The sequence below is a fragment of the Flexivirga sp. YIM B11880 genome (genome assembly GCF_058148645.1).
In genome coordinates, this window is record NZ_JBMAMH010000006.1 from 131,509 (window position 1) to 151,783 (window position 20,275).

General features: G+C 69.1%; 18 protein-coding genes. 15 read left to right on the forward strand and 3 right to left on the reverse strand.

What is annotated here, in order from left to right:
* Positions 1 to 91 precede the first annotated feature (91 nt).
* The gene (locus ACN8HC_RS11245; RefSeq protein ID WP_490074989.1) at positions 92 to 772 is read left to right on the forward strand and encodes an HAD family hydrolase; all 681 of its coding nucleotides are present in this window, start codon (positions 92 to 94) and stop codon (positions 770 to 772) included.
* Between the two features lie 3 nt (positions 773 to 775).
* On the opposite strand, the gene ACN8HC_RS11250 is transcribed toward ACN8HC_RS11245, so the two are convergent.
* Entirely contained in the window at positions 776 to 1,672 is an 897-nt protein-coding gene (locus ACN8HC_RS11250; protein WP_490074990.1) for a RecB family exonuclease, read from the reverse strand.
* Positions 1,673 to 1,757: 85 nt separating this feature from the next.
* Here ACN8HC_RS11250 and ACN8HC_RS11255 point away from each other — a divergent pair, with 85 nt between their 5' ends.
* The 8 genes from ACN8HC_RS11255 to ACN8HC_RS11290 all read left to right on the forward strand — a co-directional run bounded on the left by ACN8HC_RS11255 (position 1,758) and on the right by ACN8HC_RS11290 (position 10,357).
* Complete coding sequence (locus ACN8HC_RS11255; protein ID WP_490074925.1) at positions 1,758 to 2,900, forward strand: site-2 protease family protein; 1,143 nt, start codon at positions 1,758 to 1,760, stop codon at positions 2,898 to 2,900.
* 22 nt (positions 2,901 to 2,922) lie between these two features.
* Positions 2,923 to 3,948: a tRNA (adenine-N1)-methyltransferase gene (locus ACN8HC_RS11260; protein ID WP_490074926.1), complete on the forward strand. Its 1,026-nt coding sequence runs from the start codon at positions 2,923 to 2,925 to the stop codon at positions 3,946 to 3,948.
* An 80-nt stretch (positions 3,949 to 4,028) separates the two neighbouring features.
* A complete protein-coding gene (gene arc, locus ACN8HC_RS11265) occupies positions 4,029 to 5,762 on the forward strand; it encodes a proteasome ATPase (RefSeq protein ID WP_490074927.1) in 1,734 nt (577 codons plus the stop codon).
* An 81-nt stretch (positions 5,763 to 5,843) separates the two neighbouring features.
* Positions 5,844 to 6,230, forward strand: a complete 387-nt coding sequence (locus ACN8HC_RS11270) for a YciI family protein (protein WP_490074928.1) — start codon at positions 5,844 to 5,846, stop codon at positions 6,228 to 6,230.
* Positions 6,227 to 7,462, forward strand: a complete 1,236-nt coding sequence (locus ACN8HC_RS11275; protein WP_490074929.1) for an RNA polymerase sigma factor — start codon at positions 6,227 to 6,229, stop codon at positions 7,460 to 7,462. The genes ACN8HC_RS11270 and ACN8HC_RS11275 overlap by 4 nt, the downstream gene beginning before the upstream one ends.
* A 49-nt stretch (positions 7,463 to 7,511) precedes the next feature.
* Entirely contained in the window at positions 7,512 to 8,597 is a 1,086-nt protein-coding gene (locus ACN8HC_RS11280) for a DNA polymerase III subunit beta family protein (protein WP_490074930.1), read from the forward strand.
* The gene (locus ACN8HC_RS11285) at positions 8,594 to 9,823 is read left to right on the forward strand and encodes an MFS transporter (RefSeq protein ID WP_490074931.1); all 1,230 of its coding nucleotides are present in this window, start codon (positions 8,594 to 8,596) and stop codon (positions 9,821 to 9,823) included. The genes ACN8HC_RS11280 and ACN8HC_RS11285 overlap by 4 nt, the downstream gene beginning before the upstream one ends.
* 30 nt (positions 9,824 to 9,853) lie before the next feature.
* Positions 9,854 to 10,357 (forward strand): FBP domain-containing protein, encoded by a 504-nt coding sequence (locus tag ACN8HC_RS11290; RefSeq protein WP_490074932.1) that lies wholly within the window; start codon positions 9,854 to 9,856, stop codon positions 10,355 to 10,357.
* A gap of 26 nt (positions 10,358 to 10,383) precedes the next feature.
* Here ACN8HC_RS11290 and ACN8HC_RS11295 read toward each other — a convergent pair whose 3' ends face one another.
* Positions 10,384 to 11,634 carry an FAD-binding protein gene (locus ACN8HC_RS11295; RefSeq protein WP_490074933.1) on the reverse strand — a complete coding sequence of 417 codons (1,251 nt, stop codon included), beginning with the start codon at positions 11,632 to 11,634 and terminating at the stop codon, positions 10,384 to 10,386.
* Positions 11,631 to 12,674, reverse strand: coding sequence for a Gfo/Idh/MocA family protein (locus ACN8HC_RS11300; RefSeq protein ID WP_490074934.1), 1,044 nt, complete (start codon positions 12,672 to 12,674; stop codon positions 11,631 to 11,633). Before ACN8HC_RS11300 ends, ACN8HC_RS11295 begins: the two co-directional genes overlap by 4 nt.
* A 53-nt stretch (positions 12,675 to 12,727) precedes the next feature.
* On the opposite strand from ACN8HC_RS11300, the gene dop reads away from it, so the two are divergent.
* From dop to ACN8HC_RS11330, 6 genes are all read left to right on the forward strand, one after another.
* On the forward strand, positions 12,728 to 14,257 hold the full coding sequence (dop, locus tag ACN8HC_RS11305; protein ID WP_490074935.1) for a depupylase/deamidase Dop: 1,530 nt from the start codon (positions 12,728 to 12,730) through the stop codon (positions 14,255 to 14,257).
* A 99-nt stretch (positions 14,258 to 14,356) separates the two neighbouring features.
* Positions 14,357 to 14,557, forward strand: a complete 201-nt coding sequence (locus ACN8HC_RS11310; protein WP_183319863.1) for a ubiquitin-like protein Pup — start codon at positions 14,357 to 14,359, stop codon at positions 14,555 to 14,557.
* Between the two features lie 78 nt (positions 14,558 to 14,635).
* On the forward strand, positions 14,636 to 15,454 hold the full coding sequence (gene prcB, locus ACN8HC_RS11315; protein WP_490074936.1) for a proteasome subunit beta: 819 nt from the start codon (positions 14,636 to 14,638) through the stop codon (positions 15,452 to 15,454).
* Complete coding sequence (gene prcA / locus ACN8HC_RS11320) at positions 15,451 to 16,203, forward strand: proteasome subunit alpha (protein ID WP_490074937.1); 753 nt, start codon at positions 15,451 to 15,453, stop codon at positions 16,201 to 16,203. The genes prcB and prcA overlap by 4 nt, the downstream gene beginning before the upstream one ends.
* 199 nt (positions 16,204 to 16,402) lie before the next feature.
* Entirely contained in the window at positions 16,403 to 18,388 is a 1,986-nt protein-coding gene (locus ACN8HC_RS11325; protein WP_490074938.1) for an ABC transporter ATP-binding protein, read from the forward strand.
* 62 nt (positions 18,389 to 18,450) lie between these two features.
* Positions 18,451 to 20,247 (forward strand): ABC transporter ATP-binding protein, encoded by a 1,797-nt coding sequence (locus ACN8HC_RS11330; protein WP_490074991.1) that lies wholly within the window; start codon positions 18,451 to 18,453, stop codon positions 20,245 to 20,247.
* Positions 20,248 to 20,275: the final 28 nt, after the last annotated feature.

The window sequence follows — 20,275 nt, forward strand, 5'->3', positions numbered from 1 at the left end:
CATCAGCACGCAGCAATCACCCCTTGCCGGTCGAGCAGCGGAGGAGCAATCGCACGCCGGTCGAGTAGGGCGAGGCACTAGCCGAGCCCGTATCGAGACCAGCGGGGGAGACCTCCCTGCCGCGGTTCTGTGGGACATGGACGGCACCCTGGTCGACACCGAGCCGCTCTGGATCGCGGCTGAGAAGGAACTCGTGACGTCATACGGCGGCGTGTGGACCGACGAGATGGCGCACGAACTCGTCGGGCAGTCGCTGCTGGTCTCGGGTCAGCTCATCAAGGACAACAGTCCCGTCACGCTGTCCGCCGAGGAGATCGTGGACTTTCTCCTCGACCGGGTGATCGCCGGGATGCGCCGTCACGTCCCATGGCGGCCGGGAGCCGAGGACCTGCTGAACGCCCTTGTCGCTGAAGGCGTTCCGAACGCCCTGGTCACCATGTCCTACGAGTCGTTCGCGGGCGTGCTGATCGAGACACTCCCCGCCGGAACCTTCTCGGTGGTCGTCACCGGTGACAAGGTCACCAAGGGGAAACCCGACCCGGAGGCGTATGCGACCGCGGTGCTGGCGCTGGGTGCGGATGCCGCCGAGTGCGTCGCGATCGAGGACTCGATCCCCGGCGTGCGTGCCGCGGTCGCCGCCCGGATTCCGACCCTTGCCGTGCCGCACGTGACCAGGGTGCCGCACATCGAGGGCGCGACACAGGTGGATTCGCTGGTCGGGCTGCAGCCCGCCGACCTGCTGCGCCTCACCTCTCCGGCTGGGTCCCGGTAGCGATCACCCCTCGTCCGCCGGGTGCGCCTGGCCGGACCGCGCCGGATCCAACGCCAGCCCGATGGCGTGCTCCGGCAACGGCGGAGGAGTGCCGCCGAACTCGGGGCAGAGCGCCTGATGGCTGCACCAGCCGCACAGCTTGCTGCGGCGGGGACGCCAGTCGCCGGTCACCGCGGCTCGCTCGATGGCGTCCCACAGAGCCTTGATCTTGCGCTCGGTCGCGACCAGGTCGACCTCGTCGGGCACGTAGCGGACGATCTCGCTGTTGCCGAGGTAGACCAGTTGCAACATGCGCGGCACCACGCCCCGCGTCCGCCAGAGCACGAGGGCGTAGAACTTCATCTGGAAGAGTGCCTTGGCCTCGAAGAGCTCCGACGGGGACCGGCCGGTCTTGTAGTCGACGACGCGCAACAGGTCACCGGGCGCCTCGTCGAGCCGGTCGATGTAGCCGCGCAGGGTCAGCCCACCGAGGTCGGCCTCGACATAGAGCTCCCGCTCGGCGGGCTCGAGCCGAGTCGGGTCCTCCAGGGCGAACCAGCGGCGGACCAGCTCGCTCGCCTCGTCGAACCAGGTCCGCTCGTCGGTCGCCGCTGCCCCCACCAGCGCTGCGAGCTCGGGCTCCTGCTCGACGAGGGCAGCCCACTGCGGCTCCACCAGGGCAACCGCCGCCTCGACGGTCCGCTCGGCCGCGGGGACGTCGAAGAGCCGCTCGAGGACGGCGTGGACGAGCGTCCCGCGCGCGGCTGCCGGCGACGGCTCCTCGGGCAGCCGGTCGACGACCCGGAAGCGGTAGAGCAGCGGGCACTGCATGAAGTCGCCCGCCCGGCTGGGTGACAACGCAGGCCGCACCGGCCGAGCCTCCCGGACGCCGGGCGGCGCCTGTCCTGCCGGCTGCGTCATCTGATCCACGTCCTGCACGCTATCCCGCCGCACCGACAACGCCCGGCCCGCCAGGGTGCACGATCGCGCCACGTACGCTGGGCGAATGGCGAACGCGGACCGGTCCGGCTGGCAGCTGGGCACATTGCGCGGCGTCCCGATCTACGTCGGCCGGACCTGGCCGGTGATCGCCGTGGTGGTGATCGCGACGTTCGGTCCCCAGGTCCAGAACACCTACCCGGACCTCGGCGGGGGTGCCTACTTCGTCGCGCTGCTCTACACCCTGCTGCTGTTGTTGTCGGTCGTCGCGCACGAGGCCGCGCACGCCCTTGTCGCGCAGTGGCGCGGCTTCCGGGTCCAGCGGATCGTGGCCGACCTGTGGGGTGGCCACACGGCATACGAGTCCGACGACGTGTCGCCGATGTCGAGTGCCCTGGTCGCCGTCGTCGGCCCGCTGGCGAACGCCGTCCTGGCCGCCGTCGGCTGGCTGGTCCTGCACGGCATGGGCGACGAGCGCGAGGTCGCCAAACTGCTCCTCGGCGCGTTCGTCTTCACCAACGCGTTCGTCGCCGTGTTCAACCTGCTGCCCGGCATGCCGCTGGACGGCGGATACCTCCTCGACGCCCTCGTATGGCGGGTGACCGGGTCCCGTTCCACCGGCCTGACGGTCGCCGGCTGGTGCGGCCGCCTGCTGGCGGTGCTGCTCGTCGTCTGGACGGTCGTCGTACCGCTCGCCAAGAGTCAGTCACCGGACACCTTCTACGTGCTGTGGACGGTGTTCATCGCGGGTTTCCTGTGGTTCGGCGCGACCGGTGCCATCGCCCGGGCACGGTCGGGCCGGCTGTTCGCCCAGGTCCGCGTGCGTGACGTGCTCCGTCCGCTGTACATCGTGGCCGACACCACCCCCGTGCCCCAACTGCCCCGGGGAGCCGACCTCGTCGTGCTCGATGGCCAGGGCGTCGCGTGGGGGATCATCGCCGACGTCGATCTCGAACGCGCGGCGGCCGGCGCGGGCCAGCAGGTGTCCGCTGCCGCACTGGCCCGCGTCCAGCCCGCCGGCTGGGTGACCCAGGTCGAGTCCGTCGACGCCGACGTCACCGCGCTGGTGCGCGCCGCGCAGGACGTGGGCGGCGCCATCCAGGAACTGTTCGTGCTCGTCGACGGGCGACCGGCCGGACTCGTGTCGATCCAGGGCCTCGGCAATGCCCTGGCAGCTGCCGAGCAGCGACCGGCCTCCACGGCTGCCTGACCGGCCCACCTAAGCTGCCACCGTGACTTCGCCCGAACCCACTGGCGCCGCAGCCCGGCGTGGACCACTCGCCGCCGGCGAACGCGTGCAGCTGACCGACCCCAAGGGCCGCATGCACACGTTGCTGCTGACACCGGGCAAGCAGTTCCACACCCATCGCGGACACCTCGAGCACGACGACCTGATCGGTCTGCCGGACGGCAGCACCATCACCAACACCGCCGGCACCGAATACCTCGTGCTGCGGCCGCTGCTGTCGGACTACGTGATGTCGATGCCACGCGGGGCGGCAGTCGTCTATCCGAAGGACTCGGGGCAGATCATCACGATGGCCGACATCTTCCCGGGCGCCCGCGTGGTCGAGGCCGGGGTCGGCTCGGGTGCGCTCTCCATGTCGCTGTTGCGCGCGGTCGGTGACCGCGGTCAGCTGCACTCGATCGAGCGCCGGGCCGAGTTCGCCGACATCGCCAAGGGCAACGTCCGCGCCTTCTTCGGCGGCGATCACCCGGCGTGGACGGTGTCGGTGGGCGACTTCGTCGACGTGCTGCCGAAGGTCGCCGAGCCGGGCACCGTGGATCGAGTCGTGCTGGACATGCTCGCGCCCTGGGAATGCCTGGACGCGGCAGGGGAGGCGCTCACCCCCGGCGGCGTGTTCATTGCGTATGTCGCCACCGCCACGCAGCTCTCCCGGGTCGCCGAAGCGGTTCGCGCGCACGGTGGCTACACCGAGCCGCAGGCCTGGGAGTCCATCGTGCGCGGCTGGCACCTGGAGGGCCTCGCAGTGCGCCCGCAGCACCGCATGCACGGGCACACCGGCTTCCTCATCTCCACCCGCCGGCTCGCTCCCGGAGTGACGCCACCGTTCCGCAAACGTCGTCCCGCCAAGGGTGCGTATGACGGCCTCGAGACGCCGGATGGTGAGACAGCGACCTTCGACACGGGCACGGCGCCGGAGGACTGGACGCCCGAAAACCTGGGCGAACGACCGGTTTCCGAGAAGAAGTTGCGCAAATTGCAACGTTCGGCAGGCGAGCCGCCCACAGGCTGAACATGTTTGCGAGTTAGGGTCAGTGGGCATCGAACGTATGTGACGACAAACCCGTCGTCCTCGTGCGGAGGAGGCCGACCGTGACCGATCAACTTCCACAGCCCGATGCGCCCAAGAACTCCATCGAGAGCTTGCAGCGTGAGATCCGGACCCTCCGTGAACGACTTGCGGTGTCCTCCCGGGCCAACGCCGGCGAACTGCAGCAGCAGGTGCGCCAGCTCCAAGCCTCGGTCGGCACCCTGTCCGCCCAGAACGAACGCCTCGTGCGCACGCTCAAGGAGGCCCGCGAGCAGATCGTCAATCTGAAGAGCGAGGTCGACCGGCTCGCGCAACCGCCTGCGTCATACGGGCTCATCATCGAGATGCACGACGACGCGACCGCCGACATCCTGTCCAGCGGCCGCAAGCTGCGCGTTGCGGTCAGCCCGTCGATCGAGCCGGCCGACCTGGTCATCGGTCGCGAGGTCATGCTCAACGAGGCCCTCAACGTGGTCGCCGTCGTCGGTTTCGAACGCGTCGGCGAGCTGGTGCAGGCCAAGGAGCTGCTCGGTGACGACCGCGTCCTGGTGATCGCGCACGCCGACGAGGAACGGATCTGCCGCATCGCCGCCAACCTGGCCGGCGAGCCGATCCGGGCCGGTGACTCGCTGCTGTGCGACACCCGCAGCGGCTTCGTCTTCGAGCGCATTCCCAAGGCCGAGGTGGCCGACCTCGTGCTGGAGGAAGTGCCCAACATCCACTACGAGGACATCGGTGGTCTCTCGGGGCAGATCGAGCAGATCCGCGACGCGGTGGAGCTGCCCTACCTGCACGCCGACCTGTTCCGCGAGCACGCGCTGCGCCCGCCGAAGGGGGTGCTGCTCTACGGCCCTCCCGGGTGTGGAAAGACGTTGATCGCCAAAGCGGTTGCCGCCAGCCTGGCCCGCAAGGTCGCGGAGAAGACGGGCCGCGACGAGACGGCATACTTCCTCAACATCAAGGGTCCCGAGCTGCTCAACAAGTATGTCGGCGAGACCGAGCGGCACATCCGGCTGATCTTCCAGCGCGCCCGGGAGAAGTCGTCGGACGGCACGCCCGTGGTGGTGTTCTTCGACGAGATGGAGTCGCTCTTCCGCACCCGCGGCTCGGGTGTCTCCTCCGACGTCGAGACGACGATCGTGCCGCAGCTGCTGGCCGAGATCGACGGTGTCGAGAGCCTCGAGAACGTCATCGTGATCGGCGCCTCCAACCGTGAGGACATGATCGACCCGGCCATCCTGCGCCCGGGCCGGCTGGACGTGAAGATCAAGATCGAGCGGCCGGACGCCGAGAGCGCGCGGGACATCTTCGGCAAATACCTCGTGCCCACCCTGCCACTGCACGCCGACGACCTGGCCGAGCACAACAACTCGGCGGACGAGACCGTCGAGGCGATGATCCAGGCGACGGTCGAGCGGATGTACACCGAGATCGACGAGAACAAGTTCCTGGAGGTCACCTACGCCAGCGGTGACAAGGAGATCCTCTACTTCAAGGACTTCAACTCCGGCGCGATGATCCAGAACATCGTCGACCGCGCCAAGAAGATGGCGATCAAGGACCAGCTGACCACCGGTCAGCACGGCATCCGGATCGACCACCTGCTGCGCAGCTGCGTCGACGAGTTCAAGGAGAACGAAGACCTGCCCAACACCACCAACCCGGACGACTGGGCGCGGATCTCGGGCAAGAAGGGTGAGCGGATCGTCTACATCCGCACGCTCATCGACGGCAAGGACGGCGCGGAGCCGGGCCGTTCGATCGACTCGATCAAGGGCACCGGGCAATACCTGTAGGACGTGTCCGATCGCGGCACACTCGTTCGTAGCACTTGTGAACGGCGGCCGACCGGGCCGCCACGATCGAGGAGGCAGCTCATGCCCAGGTATCTCTTGTCCGTCTACGGGCCGGCCGAGCGCACGGAGTTCGGCAACTACCCGACCAAGGAGGACATGCTCCAGGCGTTCCAGGACACCGGAGCCTTCAACGACAAACTGCAGCGGGACGGCTACTTCGTCTTCGCCGACGGCCTCGAGCCGGCCGACACCGCGACCGTGGTCGACGGGCAGGGTGACCAGCCGGTGATGACCGACGGTCCCTACCTGGAGAGCAAGGAGCACGTCGGCGGTTTCTGGGTCATCGACGCCCCCGACCTCGACGTCGCGCTCCGACTCGCCGCCGAGGGGTCGAAGGCGTGCCGCGGCAGGGTCGAGGTCCGGCCGTTCCAGACCGAGGAGTCGTTCACGGCGTTGCTCGACTCGTGACCGACCCGGCTGTCGCCGAGACGATCGCGGCGGTCCATCGCGCGGAGTGGGCCCGGATCGTCGCCGGGCTGGCGCGCCGGTTCGGGGATCTGGACGTCGCGGAGGATGCCGCGGCGGAAGCCTTCGCGGTGGCCGTCGAACGCTGGCCGGCCGACGGCATACCACCGAATCCGGGCGGGTGGCTCACCACCACGGCCGCCCGGAAGGCACTCGACCGCCTGCGCCGTGAGTCGCGCCGCGATCAGAAACACCAGGAGGCGCAGGTGTTGTATGACGACCCGGCACCGCCGCACACCGGCGCCATCGACGACGACCGGTTGCGGCTGATCTTCACCTGCTGCCACCCGGCGCTCGCCTCCGAAGCGCGAATCGCGTTGACGCTGCGCATGCTCGGAGGTCTGACGGTCCCCGAGATCGCCCGCGCGTTCCTGGTCCAGGAGTCGGCCATGGGGCGGCGGATCACCCGGGCCAAGGCGAAGGTCAAGGCCAACCATGTGCCCTACCGGGTTCCGTCCGCGGGCGACCTGCCGACGCGACTCGACGGCGTGCTCGCCGTGTTGTTCCTGGTCTTCAACGAGGGCTATCTCGCGACCGGCACGGACACCGACCCGATCCGCGACGCGTTGACGGGCCAGGCGATCCGGCTGACCCGGCTGGTTCGCGAGTTGCTGCCGGACGACGGCGAGGTGGCCGGGCTGCTCGCGCTGATGCTGCTCAGCGAGGCACGGCGTCCCGCACGCGTCGGACCGAACGGCGAACTCGTGACGCTGGCCGAGCAGGATCGCTCGCTGTGGGATCACGGGCTGATCGAGGAGGGGCACCGGCTCGTGCGCGAGCGGCTGCGCGTGGTCGCCGACGGTGGTCCGGCTCCCGGCAGGTTCCAGCTGCTCGCGGCGATCAATGCGGTGCACACCTATGCGGCGCGGGCGAAGGAGACCGACTGGTTCCAGATCGTCACGCTCTACGACCGGCTGATCCGCATCGACCCGTCACCGGTCGTCGCACTCAACCGCGCGGTCGCGGTGGCCGAGGTCGACGGCCCCGCGATGGCGCTGTCGCTCGTCGACCGGCTGCCGCTGGACGGCTACCACGCGTTTCACGCGACGCGAGCCGAGCTGCTGCGACGGATGACGCGGCGGGACGAGGCACGCGACGCCTACGACCGCGCCATCGCGCTGGCCGGTAACGCCGCCGAATCGGCATACCTGACCCGGCGGCGGGACGAGCTGTGACCGACATCCGAGTTGACCCTCAACTTGGTTGAACGGCCAAGCTGTAGGTGTGCATGAGGAGGAATCGCTGCTGACCATCGGCGCGTTCGCGCGGCTGGTCGGCCTGAGCTCGAGCGCGCTGCGCTTCTACGACGACTGCGGTCTGCTGCAGCCGCAGGAGGTCGATGCGGCCAGCGGTTACCGCTACTACTCCGCCGGGCAGGAGCGACGGGCCACGACCATCAGTCGGCTCCGGGCAATCGGTTTGCCCCTGCAGGACATTCGGACCGTCCTCGACGGCCCGCCCGAGCAGGCGCGTGTAGCGCTGCGGTCGTATGTCGAGAAGATGTCCGACGTCGCGCGGGAGGCGCGGGCAACTGCCGAGGATCTGATCGCGACACTGCCCGACCGGGCCTCCGACACGGAGCCGACGACTGTGATCGTGCCGGGCCCCGAGCTGGCCAGCGCGTTGCGCCAGGTCTCCCCAGCGGCGGCCGACGTCCCCGACATACCGGCCTTGCAGGGAGTGCTGCTGCAGGCGGCCGCCGACGAGCTGACGGTGGTGGCGACCGACCGCTACTGGATGGCGGTCCGGACGCTTCCCGTCGAGCACTTCTCGGGCACCGACCGGCATGTCATCGTCGACGCCGAGGCAGGACAGCAGGTCGTCGAGTTCTCGAATGCCCAGGACCGGGTTCGGCTGCGGATCGATGATCGTGGAGCGCGTCTCGAAGGGGACGGTCAGAACCTGTCGCTGCCGACCGTCGAAGGCCAATTCCCCTCGTATCAGTCGGTGTTGGCCGGGCTGCCGCCAGCGGCGGGGCGCGTCACGGTCGGCCGCCGGCGGCTCGCCGACGAACTGATCGCGCTCGGGGACGCCGAGGTGGTCGTGCTGACGACTGGTGACCGGCACCTGGACGTCCGGGTCGACGGCGACCGGCACGGCGTCCGACTGGCCGCGACCGGCACCGGTGAGCCGCTGGCGGTCGCGTTCCGGCCACGGCTGCTGCTCGGTGCGCTGGAGGTGAGCGTCGGGCCGGAGGTGCTGCTGCAGTTCCCCGGGCAGGAGGGCCGTCCGGTGGTCGTACGGTCGGCGGATCAGGGCACCTTCACCACGATCGTGATGCCGGTGCGGAGGGACAGCCCCGCGTCATGAGCGCAGGGACCGTGTCCGGGTCCGCGGTCGAGCAGGGAAAGCTGCCGGCGGCATACATCTGCTGGGCCATTGCCGCGGCGACGAGCACGCTCGGCAGTTCCGCCTTCGACTTCGCCATGACGTGGTACGCGACGGGCATCTCCGCCGGGCTCACCGGACTCGTCGGGGTCCTGATCACCCTGCCGACGGCAGCGCTGCTGCTGGTGGGCGGTGCCGTCGCCGACCGATTCGGCATCCGGCGCATGTTGATCGCCGGAGATACGGCGATGCTCGCGCTGACGTTGTTCGTCGTGCTGGTGGTGCCCGAGTCCGGCGTGCATCCTTGGCTGCTGCTCGTCATCGCGATGGTGTCCGGTGTCGAGGGCGCGTTCTACCTACCGGCGAGCGGTGTGGTTCCGCGGTTGTTCGCGACCGGCGACGACCTGGCGCGCGCCACCGCCTTCAACGGGACGCTCGTCGCCTTGGCCAGGATCGCCGGCCCGCCGTGCGGCGCCCTGCTGGTGACCGTGTTCGCGTTCGAGGGTGCCGCAGCAGTGGATGGCGTGACGTTCGCGCTGATCGTGCTGGTGCTGTGGCGGATTCGGCCACCACACACTCCGCCTCCAGCGGGCGCGGAGCACCCTGGGTTGTCGATGCTGCGGCCGCTCGCCGCTGTCTGGCGAACGCCCGAACTCCGCTCCGTGCTGGTGGTTACGGCTGCCGTCGCGGGGGCTGTCCTGCCCGCAGTCATCTACGGCCCCTCGTTGCTCGCCCGCCAATCCGGGTGGAATGTGGGCGCTTCCGGCTTGATCGAAGTGGGCTGGCTGGTCGGCGGCATCGCGGTCACCGCCGTCATCGCGCGGCGTGGCACAGCGCGGCGAATCGGTGCCGCGGCCGCCATCGGACTGGGGATGATCATGACCGCTCTCATCGGCACGGCGCTTGCACCGCGACCCGTCGTCGCCTTCGCGTGCACCGTCGTCCTCGGTGTCGGGGTTTCCGTGTGCACCGGGCACTTGTGGCCGGCATACCTCCAGGCGACCCCGATGGACCAGCTCGGCCGCTACCAGGCGTTGCTCGTATTCGTCCAGATGGCAGCGCTTCTCATCGCGACCGTGGTCTTCACGACGATCGCTGGCCGGTGGGGTGCGCGGTGGTCCTTCGCAGGATGCGGCGCCGTGATGCTCGCGACGCTTGCCTGGTGGGCACGCAGCAAAAGTCGGGTGCGATCCACCCGAAACCCGTGACATGCTGCCTGAGCGACCGAAGGACTCCACATGCAACCCTTGACCGACGCTGCCATCCGCAGCTCGTTCGTCAATGCCTCACGCCGCGAGGTGCGTGAGGCGATCCTGCCCGCCTTGTCCGAAATCGACTGGGACGCCACGGATCTGCTCGGCTGGCGGGACCCGAAGAAGGACACCACCGCCTACGTCGTGCTGGAACTCGACGGGGCGCCCGTCGGCGTGCGGTTGACGAGCGCACCACCGTCCCGCCGGCGTCGCCGAGCCTTGTGCGCCTGGTGCCGGGATGTCGTCGTCGCGGATGAGGTGACGATGTATGTCGCGCGACGAGCCGGCGCACCCGGCCGACGCGGCAACACGATCGGCACACTGATCTGCAGCGAGTTCGGTTGCAGTGCCAATGTCCGTCGGCGGCCCACGTTGACCGAAGTGGGCAGCAGCGACGAGAACGATCGGATCGCGTTGACCAACCGGCGAATCGGCGTGCTGCGCGAGCATTCCACCGACTTCGTCCGGCAGGTCGCGTCAACCCGCTGAACGTCGCGCACGGCGCGTGGCGTCGCTCAGCGGCGCGCCACGTGCCGTGCCACGAATTCGTTGCAGAACTTCCCGTCCGGGTCGAGCGACCGGCGCAGGTCGTCGAAGTCGTCCAGCCGCTCGTATGCGAAATCCAGGCGCCCCGGGTAGGTGAAGACCTTGCCCCAGTGCGGCCGGGGTGCGAGCGGTTTCAACGCGTCCTCGACGATGCCGACCGCCTCGTGCACGGCGCCGGCGTCTGGTTTCCAGGTGAAGTGGAACGCCACCGAGTCGCGGTCGTATGCCGGGCTCAGCCACTGCGAATCGCCTGCGACCGCGCGGATCTCGGCGACCAGCAACTGCGGTGCGATGGCTTCCCCGACAGTGCGCAGTTCCTGGATGCCGCGTGCCGCATCCGCGCGGTCCACGAAGAACTCGGACTGGATCTCCGCGCCCGCACTCGGTGTGAAGCCCAGCCGGAAGTGCGGCAACCGGTCCGCCCAGGAGCCGGGTGCGCCGCCCTGGACGGTCACCGCCTCGGAGGTCGCACCGGCCGCCTGCAGCGGGTGGAGCGTGTCACCGGTCCAGCGGGCGCCGGTGAGCGAAGGGCGCTCCGGAGTCTCTGCGACGCGTGACTTCACGATCACGTGGTCCGGACCGGGACCGATCCACCGTCCGAAGACGCTGACGCTGTAGGCGGCCGCCAGCACGTCGTCGACCTGAGCGGCCAGCTCGTCCCAGCCCATGCCGACGAAGGCGTCCTGCCGCACCTCGTAGTGCGGGACGGTGGCGAGCCGTAGCCGGGTCACGATGCCGAGGGCACCGAGCGAGACGACGACAGCGTCGAAGTGCTCGCTCGTCCGGTCCAGCCAGCGCAGTTGTCCGTCGGCCGTGAGGAGTTCGACCGCCTCCACCGCTCCGGCGAGCCCGGGCTGAGTCACCCCGGAGCCGTGCGTCCCGGTCGCGACACTTCCCGCGACCGTGATGTGGGGGAGCGATGCGAGGTTGGGCAGTGCACGTCCGGCAGCCGCGAGCGCCGGCACCAGATCGCCGTACTTCATACCGCCACTGACCGTCACCGCACCGCTCTCCGGATCCACCGCCGGTTCGCAGATGAGGCCGGAAAGTTCGACCTGCCACCCGGTTTCGCTGTCGGCGATGCCGTTGAAGCTGTGTGCCGACCCGGCCACCTTGAGCGCCGGTGCGTCCGCGACGAGCTGTTGCAGGCTTTCGACGGTCTCGGGCCGCTCGCGCCTGCTCGCCCGATAGGTGTAGGTGCCCGACCAGTTCGTCGTCACGCGTCCATCTCCTCTCCCGGGTAACGCACCCCGAGCTGGGCGCGGACCTCGTCCATGATCCGCATGATCCGGATCGTCTCCTCCCACGGCATCAACGGCGACTGCACCTCTCCTGCGGCGATCCGGCGGGCCGCCTCCGCTGCCTCGAACTGCAAGCCGTGGCGTCTCGACGGGGGCTGATAGACGTCCAGGACGTTGTCGTCGGGTGCGACCAGCCGCACCGGCCCCGGCTGATAGAACCAGCCGGGCAGCTCCAGACGGGCCCGATCTCCCGCGATGACAGCGGTGTTCGCAGTCTGCGCGCTCATCGTCGCGAGGCAGGTGGCCAGGGCGCGCCCGGTGGACAGGGTCACCGTCTCGGCGCGGTCGACACCGTCGGGTGTCAACGCGCCCGCCGCACTCACCTGCAGGTCGCCGGGCAGCAACATCGTGGCGAGCGAGATCGGGTAGATGCCGAGGTCGAGCAGGGCACCGCCGGCCAGCAGCGGGTCGGAGAGACGCTGCGGGCCGCCGGGGTAGAGCAGCTGTCCGTGATCGGCGACGATCGTGTCGAGCACACCGAGCAACCCCTCGGCGACGGCGCGCCGGACCACGTCGTACCGCGGCAGGAACCGCGCCCACATCGCTTCCATGCAGAACAGGCCACGGTCATCCGCTTCCCGGAGGACCTCCGCGGCCTCGGGGGCGTTGCGAGTGAACGCCTTCTCCACCAGCACCGGCTTGCCGGCCCGCAGGGCGAGCAGCGCGTGCTCATGGTGCGCCGAGTGCGGCGACGCGACGTAGACGATGTCGACGGCCGGGTCCGCGACGAGCTCGTCATACGAGCCGTATGCCGTGAAACCACCGAAGCGCGAGGCGAACTCGCGCGCCCGCAGGATGTCCCGCGATCCGCAGGCCACGATCTGCTGGTCGGTCTCTGCGAGCAGCGCTGTCGCGAACGCCGTCGCGATGCCACCCGGAGCGAGAATGCCCCAACGCAGCGCCGGGGCATCCCTCGGATCGGGCGTTGTCGGATCAGGGAGAAGGCTCACGGGGATCATCCTTCCGTGGTGGCGGCGCAGGCGCACCGGCGCCCTCGTCCTAAGGTCAGAGAATGAGCGTGCGCCGGATCATGGGTATCGAGACCGAATACGGCATCTCCGTGCCGGGTGACCCCACCGCAAATCCGATGGTCCTGTCCGGCAAGGTCGTGACGGCATACGCCACCCAGGTCGGCATGCGGGCAGCCCGCGCGGGATGGGACTACGAGGACGAGGCGCCGCTGCGGGACGCCCGCGGTTTCGACATGGCCCGCGGCCTGGCCGACCCGAGCCAGCTCACCGACGAAGAGGACCCGACGCTCGCCAACGTCGTGCTCACCAACGGCGCGCGGCTGTATGTCGACCACGCGCATCCGGAGTACAGCTCACCGGAGGTCACCAATCCGCGCGACGCGATCGCCTGGGACCGCGCGGGGGAGTCGGTCATGCGCGAGGCGGTCCGGCTGCTCGCCCGCCCCGACGCGCCGGGCATCAACCTGTACAAGAACAACACCGACGGCAAGGGTGCCTCCTACGGCACGCACGAGAACTACCTGATGAGCCGCGCGACACCGTTCGCGGAGATCGTGCGGCACCTCATCCCGTTCTTCGTCGCCCGCCAGGTGATGTGCGGATCCGGCCGGGTCGGCATCGGCGTGGAGTCCACGCACCCCGGCTTCCAGCTCGCCCAACGCTCGGACTTCTTCGAGGTGGAGGTCGGCCTGGAGACGACGCTGAAACGCCCGCTGATCAACACCCGGGACGAGCCGCACGCCGTCGCCGACCGCTATCGGCGGCTGCACGTGATCCTCGGCGACGCCAACCACTGCGACGTCACCAACCTGCTGAAGCTCGGCGCCACCAGCCTGGTGCTCGGCATGATCGAGGACGGTGCGGTCGGCGAGGACCTCACCGTCGACAAACCGGTCGAGTCGTTGCACCGCCTGTCGCACGACCCGAGCCTGCGGACGACGGTGGAGGTGGCCGGTCGTCGCACCATGACCGGTGTCCAACTGCTCTGGAAGTACTTTGAACTCGTCGCTGCTTGGTTGCAGCAGAAGTATGCCGGTGAGCTGGACGACGACACCGCAGAAGTGATGCAGCGCTGGGAGCAGGTGCTCACCAAGCTCGAACGCGACCCGATGGAGGCCGACCGGGAGGTCGACTGGGTGACCAAGCTGAAGACGTTGGAGAGTTATCGCGCCCGCGACGGGCTGGACTGGTCCGATCATCGGCTCCGCGCGATCGACATCCAGTGGTCGGACGTGCGCTCCGACAAGGGACTGTTCAACCGGATGCTGGCGGCCGGTCGGGTCGAGCAACTGGTCGATGACGCCCTCGTCAAGGAGGCGGTCACCGCACCGCCGCGCGACACCCGGGCCTACTTCCGGGGGACGTGCCTGGCGCGGTTTCCGCGCGAGGTGGCCGCCGCGTCCTGGGACTCGGTCATCTTCGACGTGCAGTCGCAGCCGAGCCTGCAGCGGGTGCCGATGCTCGAGCCGGAGCGCGGTACCGAGGCCCACGTGGGTCCGCTGATGGAGCGCGCCACGTCCGCCGACGAGCTGCTCCGGTTGCTGGCCGACGGCAGCGCGACCGCCGGCTGACACGCCGCACCCGGGGCGCGCCGTCGCGTCATACGAGGTGGCCCACGTAGGGTTGAGGGAGTAGCGCAGAACGACCGCGCGAGACGAAAGGACACCGCCATGGCCACGCAGGAACACAAGAACCCGCAACGCCGCGACGCCGACCCGGCCGACGACGCGCCGGAGCCGGCGCCGGCAGCCGCCCCGGCCAAGCAGGAGCTCGACGACGACGTCGACAGCGTGCTGGACGAGATCGACGGCGTGCTGGAGTCCAACTCGGAGGAGTTCGTCCGCGGCTTCGTCCAAAAGGGCGGGCAGTAAACCCCACGAAGTTTCTCCCCCGCTGCGCTCCTCCGAATACTTCGTGGAGGCCCCTGTCCTTGCACCGAGAGGCCATTGATGACCGCTGAGTCAAACAAGCTGCCTGCGTCATATCTCCAAACTGGTTCCTCCTCGTTCACCGAGTTCCTCGCCGGCCACGCGCCCGAGCTGGTGCCGGGGTCGCGCACCCTGCCGGTGTCTGCGGTCGACGTCCCGCACGGCACCACGATCGTGGCGGTCGCATACGCCGAGGGCGTGCTCCTCGCGGGTGACCGGCGCGCCACGATGGGCAACCTGATCGCCAACAACGAGATGCTCAAGGTCTTCGCCGCCGACGAGTTCTCCGCGGTCGGCATCGCCGGCACGGCCGGCACCGCCATCGAGATGGTCCGGCTCTTCCAGGTCGAGCTGGAGCACTACGAGAAGATCGAGGGCACCCGGCTTTCCTTGGTGGGCAAGGCAAACCGGCTCGCGACGATGATCCGCGGCAACCTCGGCATGGCGATGCAGGGCCTGTCCGTGGTGCCGCTCTTCGCCGGCTTCGACCTCGACCGGGAGACCGGCCGGATCTTCTCCTACGACGTGACCGGAGGCTGCTACGAGGAGCACGACTTCCACTCGGTCGGGTCCGGGTCGCTCTTCGCGCGCGGTGCGCTGAAGAAGCTGTGGCGCCGCGGCCTCTCGCAGGAGGATGCGGTGCGCGTGACGATCGAGGCGCTGTATGACGCCGCGGACGACGACTCGGCGACCGGTGGCCCGGACCTGGGCCGGCGGATCTGGCCGACGGTGGCGGTCGTGGACGCCGATGGCACCCGTTTCGTCTCCGACGACGAACTCGCCGAAGTGGTCGGGCACGTCCTCGAGTCGCGCCGCGAGATCGGAGGAACACGCCCATGAGCATGCCGTTCTACGTCTCGCCCGAGCAGCTGATGAAGGACCGGGCCGACTACGCGCGCAAGGGTATTGCGCGTGGTCGCTCGGTCGTCGTGCTCGCGTATGACGGGGGCATCGCCTTCGTCGCGGAGAACCCGAGCCGGGCGTTGCACAAGGTGTCGGAGATCTACGACCGCATCGCGTTCGCCGCGGTGGGCAAGTACAACGAGTTCGAGAACCTTCGGGTCGCGGGCATCCGCTACGCCGATCTGCGCGGCTACTCCTACGACCGCTCCGACGTCACGGCACGAGGTCTGGCCAACGCCTACGCGCAGACTCTCGGCACCGTCTTCACCCAGGAGTCCAAGCCCTACGAGGTCGAGATCGTCGTCGCGCAGGTGGACGACGACCCGGCCGACGACCAGGTCTACCGGCTGACCTACGACGGGTCGGTCGGCGACGAGCAGGGTTTCGTCGCGATGGGCGGAGCCGCAGAGCACATCAGCTCGCGGCTGCAGGAGCGGTGGACCGCGGGCATGGATCTCGGCGCGGTGCTCCGCCTTGCCGTCGAGCTGCTCGGGGAGGACCCGAACGGCGGCGAGTCGCGCACCCTCACCGCCGCCCAGCTCGAGGTCGCGGTGCTGGACCGTGCCCGGGAACGTCGCAAGTTCCGCCGGATCGGCAACTCCTTGCTCGAGGCGCTGCTTAGCCCGGACGACCCGACCTCGGACGTGCCGCACTCCGACGAGGACGACGCGCCCGCCGGCGAGTAGCGTCCGGCGCGGCCGGTCAATGGACGTGCCGTTGTCGGTGCGCTCTGACATGATGGATAGGCATCCCAGCTACTGCGCTGCTTCGCTGTGATCGGGACCTGTGGGGGACTCCATCGTCTTGACCTCAAGTGCGGTTGAAGCCGGAAGCTGTGGCTGTGTTCTGCCTCGCCACTCGCCGCCAAGGAGGCTTCCCCACCCGATGACCGACCAGCCCTCGCCGGCAACACCTCCGTCCGACAGCTCCGACAGCGCCCATCCTGCATCGGTGGGCCTCCTCTCCGCACCGTCGATCGCCGCGGCACCGGCCCGGCACAACCGCGCGACCAGCCTGTTGCGGCTCGCGCCCTATGTCCGGCCCTACCGGGCGCGCTGGATCACGATGATGGTCTTCGGACTCAGCAGCCTGGGCGCGACCATCGTCATACCGCTCATGACGAAGGCCGTCATCGACGGGCCGGTGAGCCACCGCGACCAGCACGGCCTGTGGGTGCTCGGGACGATCGCGCTGGCGATCGGGATGGCCGAGGCGATCCTGTGGTTCGGGCGGCGCTGGCTCGTCGCCCGCGCGACGATGGGCATCGAGCGGGACATCCGCAAGGAGATGTACGCCCACCTGCAGGTCCTGCCGATGTCGTTCCACAGCAAGTGGCAGTCCGGGCAGTTGCTCTCTCGAATCATGAACGACCTGAGCATGATTCGCCGGTTGCTGAGTTTCGGCATCGTCATGCTGATCCTCAACACGCTGCAGATCATCGGCGTGACGGTGATCCTGCTGATGCTCTACTGGCCGCTCGGAGTGGTGGTCGTCGCATCCATCGTGCCGATCGCCGCGACCGTCCTGCACAACCAGCGCAAGTTCACCAAGCTGTCACGGATGGCGCAGGACCAGACCGGGGTAGTGGCGACGAGCGTCGAGGAGTCGGCGCTCGGGCTGCGGGTGATCAAGTCGTTCGGCCGCGAGGACCACGTCTACGACCGGTTCGACGAGCAGGTGACCGACCTCTTCCACATCCAGGTGCGCAAGGTCCGGGTCCAGGCCGGCTTCTGGACCCTGCTGGAGGTCATCCCCAACCTGACGCTGATCGTCGTGCTCGGCCTCGGCGCGGCCGCCGCCGGCTCGGGCCGCATCACGCTGGGCACGCTGGTCGCGTTCATCACCATGATGCTCTCGCTCGTCTGGCCGATCGCCGCGCTCGGTTTCCTCCTGTCGATGATGCAGGAGGCCATGACAGCCGCCGACCGCGTCGCCGAGATCTTCGACACGGCACCGGACATCACCGACGGCCCGCGTCACGAGCTCTCCCCGCGCGGCGCGTTGCGGCTGCGGGACGTCGGCTTCCGGTTCCCCGACGCGAGCGACGATCAGTGGGCGTTGCGGCACGTCGACCTGGAGCTGCAGCCGGGGGAGACCATCGCTCTCGTCGGCGCGACGGGCTCCGGCAAGTCGGTGCTCACCGGCCTGATCCCGCGGCTGTATGACGTCTCCGAGGGAAGCATCGAGATCGACGGCACCGACATCCGGGAGCTGTCCCTGCCGGCGCTGCGCAGCACCGTCGCGACGGCGTTCGAGGACCCGACCCTCTTCTCTCTGTCCGTCCGCGAGAACCTCACTCTCGGGCGGCCGCACGCCACGGAGGCGGAGATCGCCGAGGCGATCGACGTGGCGCAGGCACACTTCGTCCACGACCTGCCGTTCGGCCTGGAGACGCGCATCGGCGAGCAGGGCATGAGCCTGTCCGGTGGCCAACGGCAGCGTCTGTCGCTGGCTCGCGCGGTGCTCACCCGGCCCAAGGTGCTCGTCCTGGACGACACGCTCTCCGCGCTCGACGTGCACACCGAGGCGCTCGTCGAAGAGGCACTGCGCCGGGTGCTGCACTCGGTGACCGGCCTGGTCGTCGCACACCGCGCGTCCACCGTGTTGCTCGCCGATCGGGTCGCACTGCTGCAGCACGGCACCATCACCCACGTCGGCACCCACTCGCAGCTGCTGGCGAGCGTGCCCGCCTATCGCTACCTGCTGGCCGCGGACGACGAGCTGGACGACGGCGCCGAACATGACCCGACGTGGTGCACCGACGACGAAAAGCGTTGCGCCGAGGACGATCGGGAGGTCAACGACGGCTCGGCCCGAGCCGCTCGAGGCGACGCCGACGCGCTCGACTCGGCATCACGGGGGCACCGATGAGCACCGACACCACGACCCGCACCGACCGGTCGACGAAGCAGGAGGAGACCTGGCGCGGCCGGATGGCGTCCGACAACGCCGCCGACCTGCCGATCGACGAGTCGCAGCCGATGCGCCGGGAGGCGCGGCAACTTCTCGGGTCGCTGCTGGCGCCATACAAGAAGATGGTGGCTGTCCTCATCGTGCTGGTGGTGATCGAGAACCTCGCCCGGCTCTCGGTGCCGCGGATGGTTCAGGTGGGCATCGACCACGGCGTGCCGCCCATCTCCCGCACCGGCGACGCGCACGTGCTCCTCGTCGTCATCGGGGTGCTGTGCGCCATCGTCGCGGTGCAGGCGATCAGCCGCGTGTTGTTCCTGCGCCAGTCGGGCACGATCGGCCAGCTCGCGCTGCTGGAGCTACGGCGGCGGGTCTTCCGGCACTTCCAGCGGCTCGACGTGTCGTTCCACGACAAATACACGTCGGGGCGGGTGGTCAGCCGGTCGACCAACGACGTCGAGGCGATCCAGGACATGCTCGAGAACGGCTTCGACAGCCTGGTCACCGCGGTCCTCACGCTGATCGGCACCGCGATCCTGCTGATCACGCTCGATGTCGAACTCGGCCTCATCTGCCTGGTGAGCTTCCCGGTCCTGGTCGGGTTGTCCGCCTGGTTCCGGGGCGAGTCCAGCAGGACCTACCGCGAGGTCCGCGAGAGTGCGGCGCTGGTGATCGTGCAGTTCGTGGAGACGATGACCGGCATCAAGGCGGTGCAGGCCTACCGCCGGGAGCCGCGCAACCAGGAGATCTTCGAGGAGGTCGCCGAGCGCTATCGCGCGATCAACGAGAAGACCTTCCGGCTGGTGGCGATCTTCATGCCGTCGGTCAAGCTGGTCGGCAACGTCATGACCAGCATCGTGCTGCTGTATGGCGGCTACCGCGTGCTGCACGGGCACATGACAGTCGGCGTGCTGACGGCGTTCCTGCTCTATCTGCGGATGTTCTTCGAGCCGATGCAGGACATCACGCAGTTCTTCAACACCTTCCAGTCGGCGTCCTCGGCGCTGGAGAAGGTCGCCGGTGTGCTTGCGACACCACCGGGCATCAAGGATCCCGAGCGGCCCAAGCAGCTCGAAAAGGTCCGGGGTGCAGTGGAGTTCGACGAGGTGCGGTTCGAATACGTCGAGGGTCGGCCGGTGCTGCCCGGGCTCACGCTCGACATACCGGCCGGACAGACGGTGGCGCTCGTCGGCACCACCGGCGCCGGCAAGACGACCATCGCCAAGTTGATGGCCCGCTTCTACGACCCGTCGTCGGGTGCCGTGCGACTGGACGGCACCGACGTACGCGAGATCGATCAACCGCAGCTGCGCCGGCACGTGGTGATGGTGACCCAGGAGAACTTCATGTTCGAAGGCACCGTCGCCGACAACATCCGCTTCGGCAAACCCAGCGCCACCGATGAGGAGATCCGGGCAGCGGCCGAGGCGGTCGGTGCCGATCAGTTCATCGACAAGCTGCCCGAGGGCTACGACACCGATGTCGCCAAGCGCGGCGGGCGTCTGTCGGCCGGGCAACGCCAGCTCGTGGCGTTCGCCCGGGCGTTCCTCGCCGACCCGGCGGTGCTGATCCTGGACGAGGCGACCTCGTCGTTGGACATCCCGAGCGAGCGGCTGGTCCAACGCGCGCTCGAGACGGTGCTGGCCGACCGGACCGCGCTGATCATCGCGCACCGGCTCTCCACGGTGGAGGTCGCCGATCGGGTGCTGGTGCTGGAGCACGGCGAGGTCCTGGAGGACGGCAGCCCGGAGGCGCTGATCGGCTCCGGCCACGGCAGATACGCCGCCCTGCACCGCGCCTGGGTGGAGTCGCTGGCCTGACTGCCCGGAGCACCTCGACCTTTGCCGA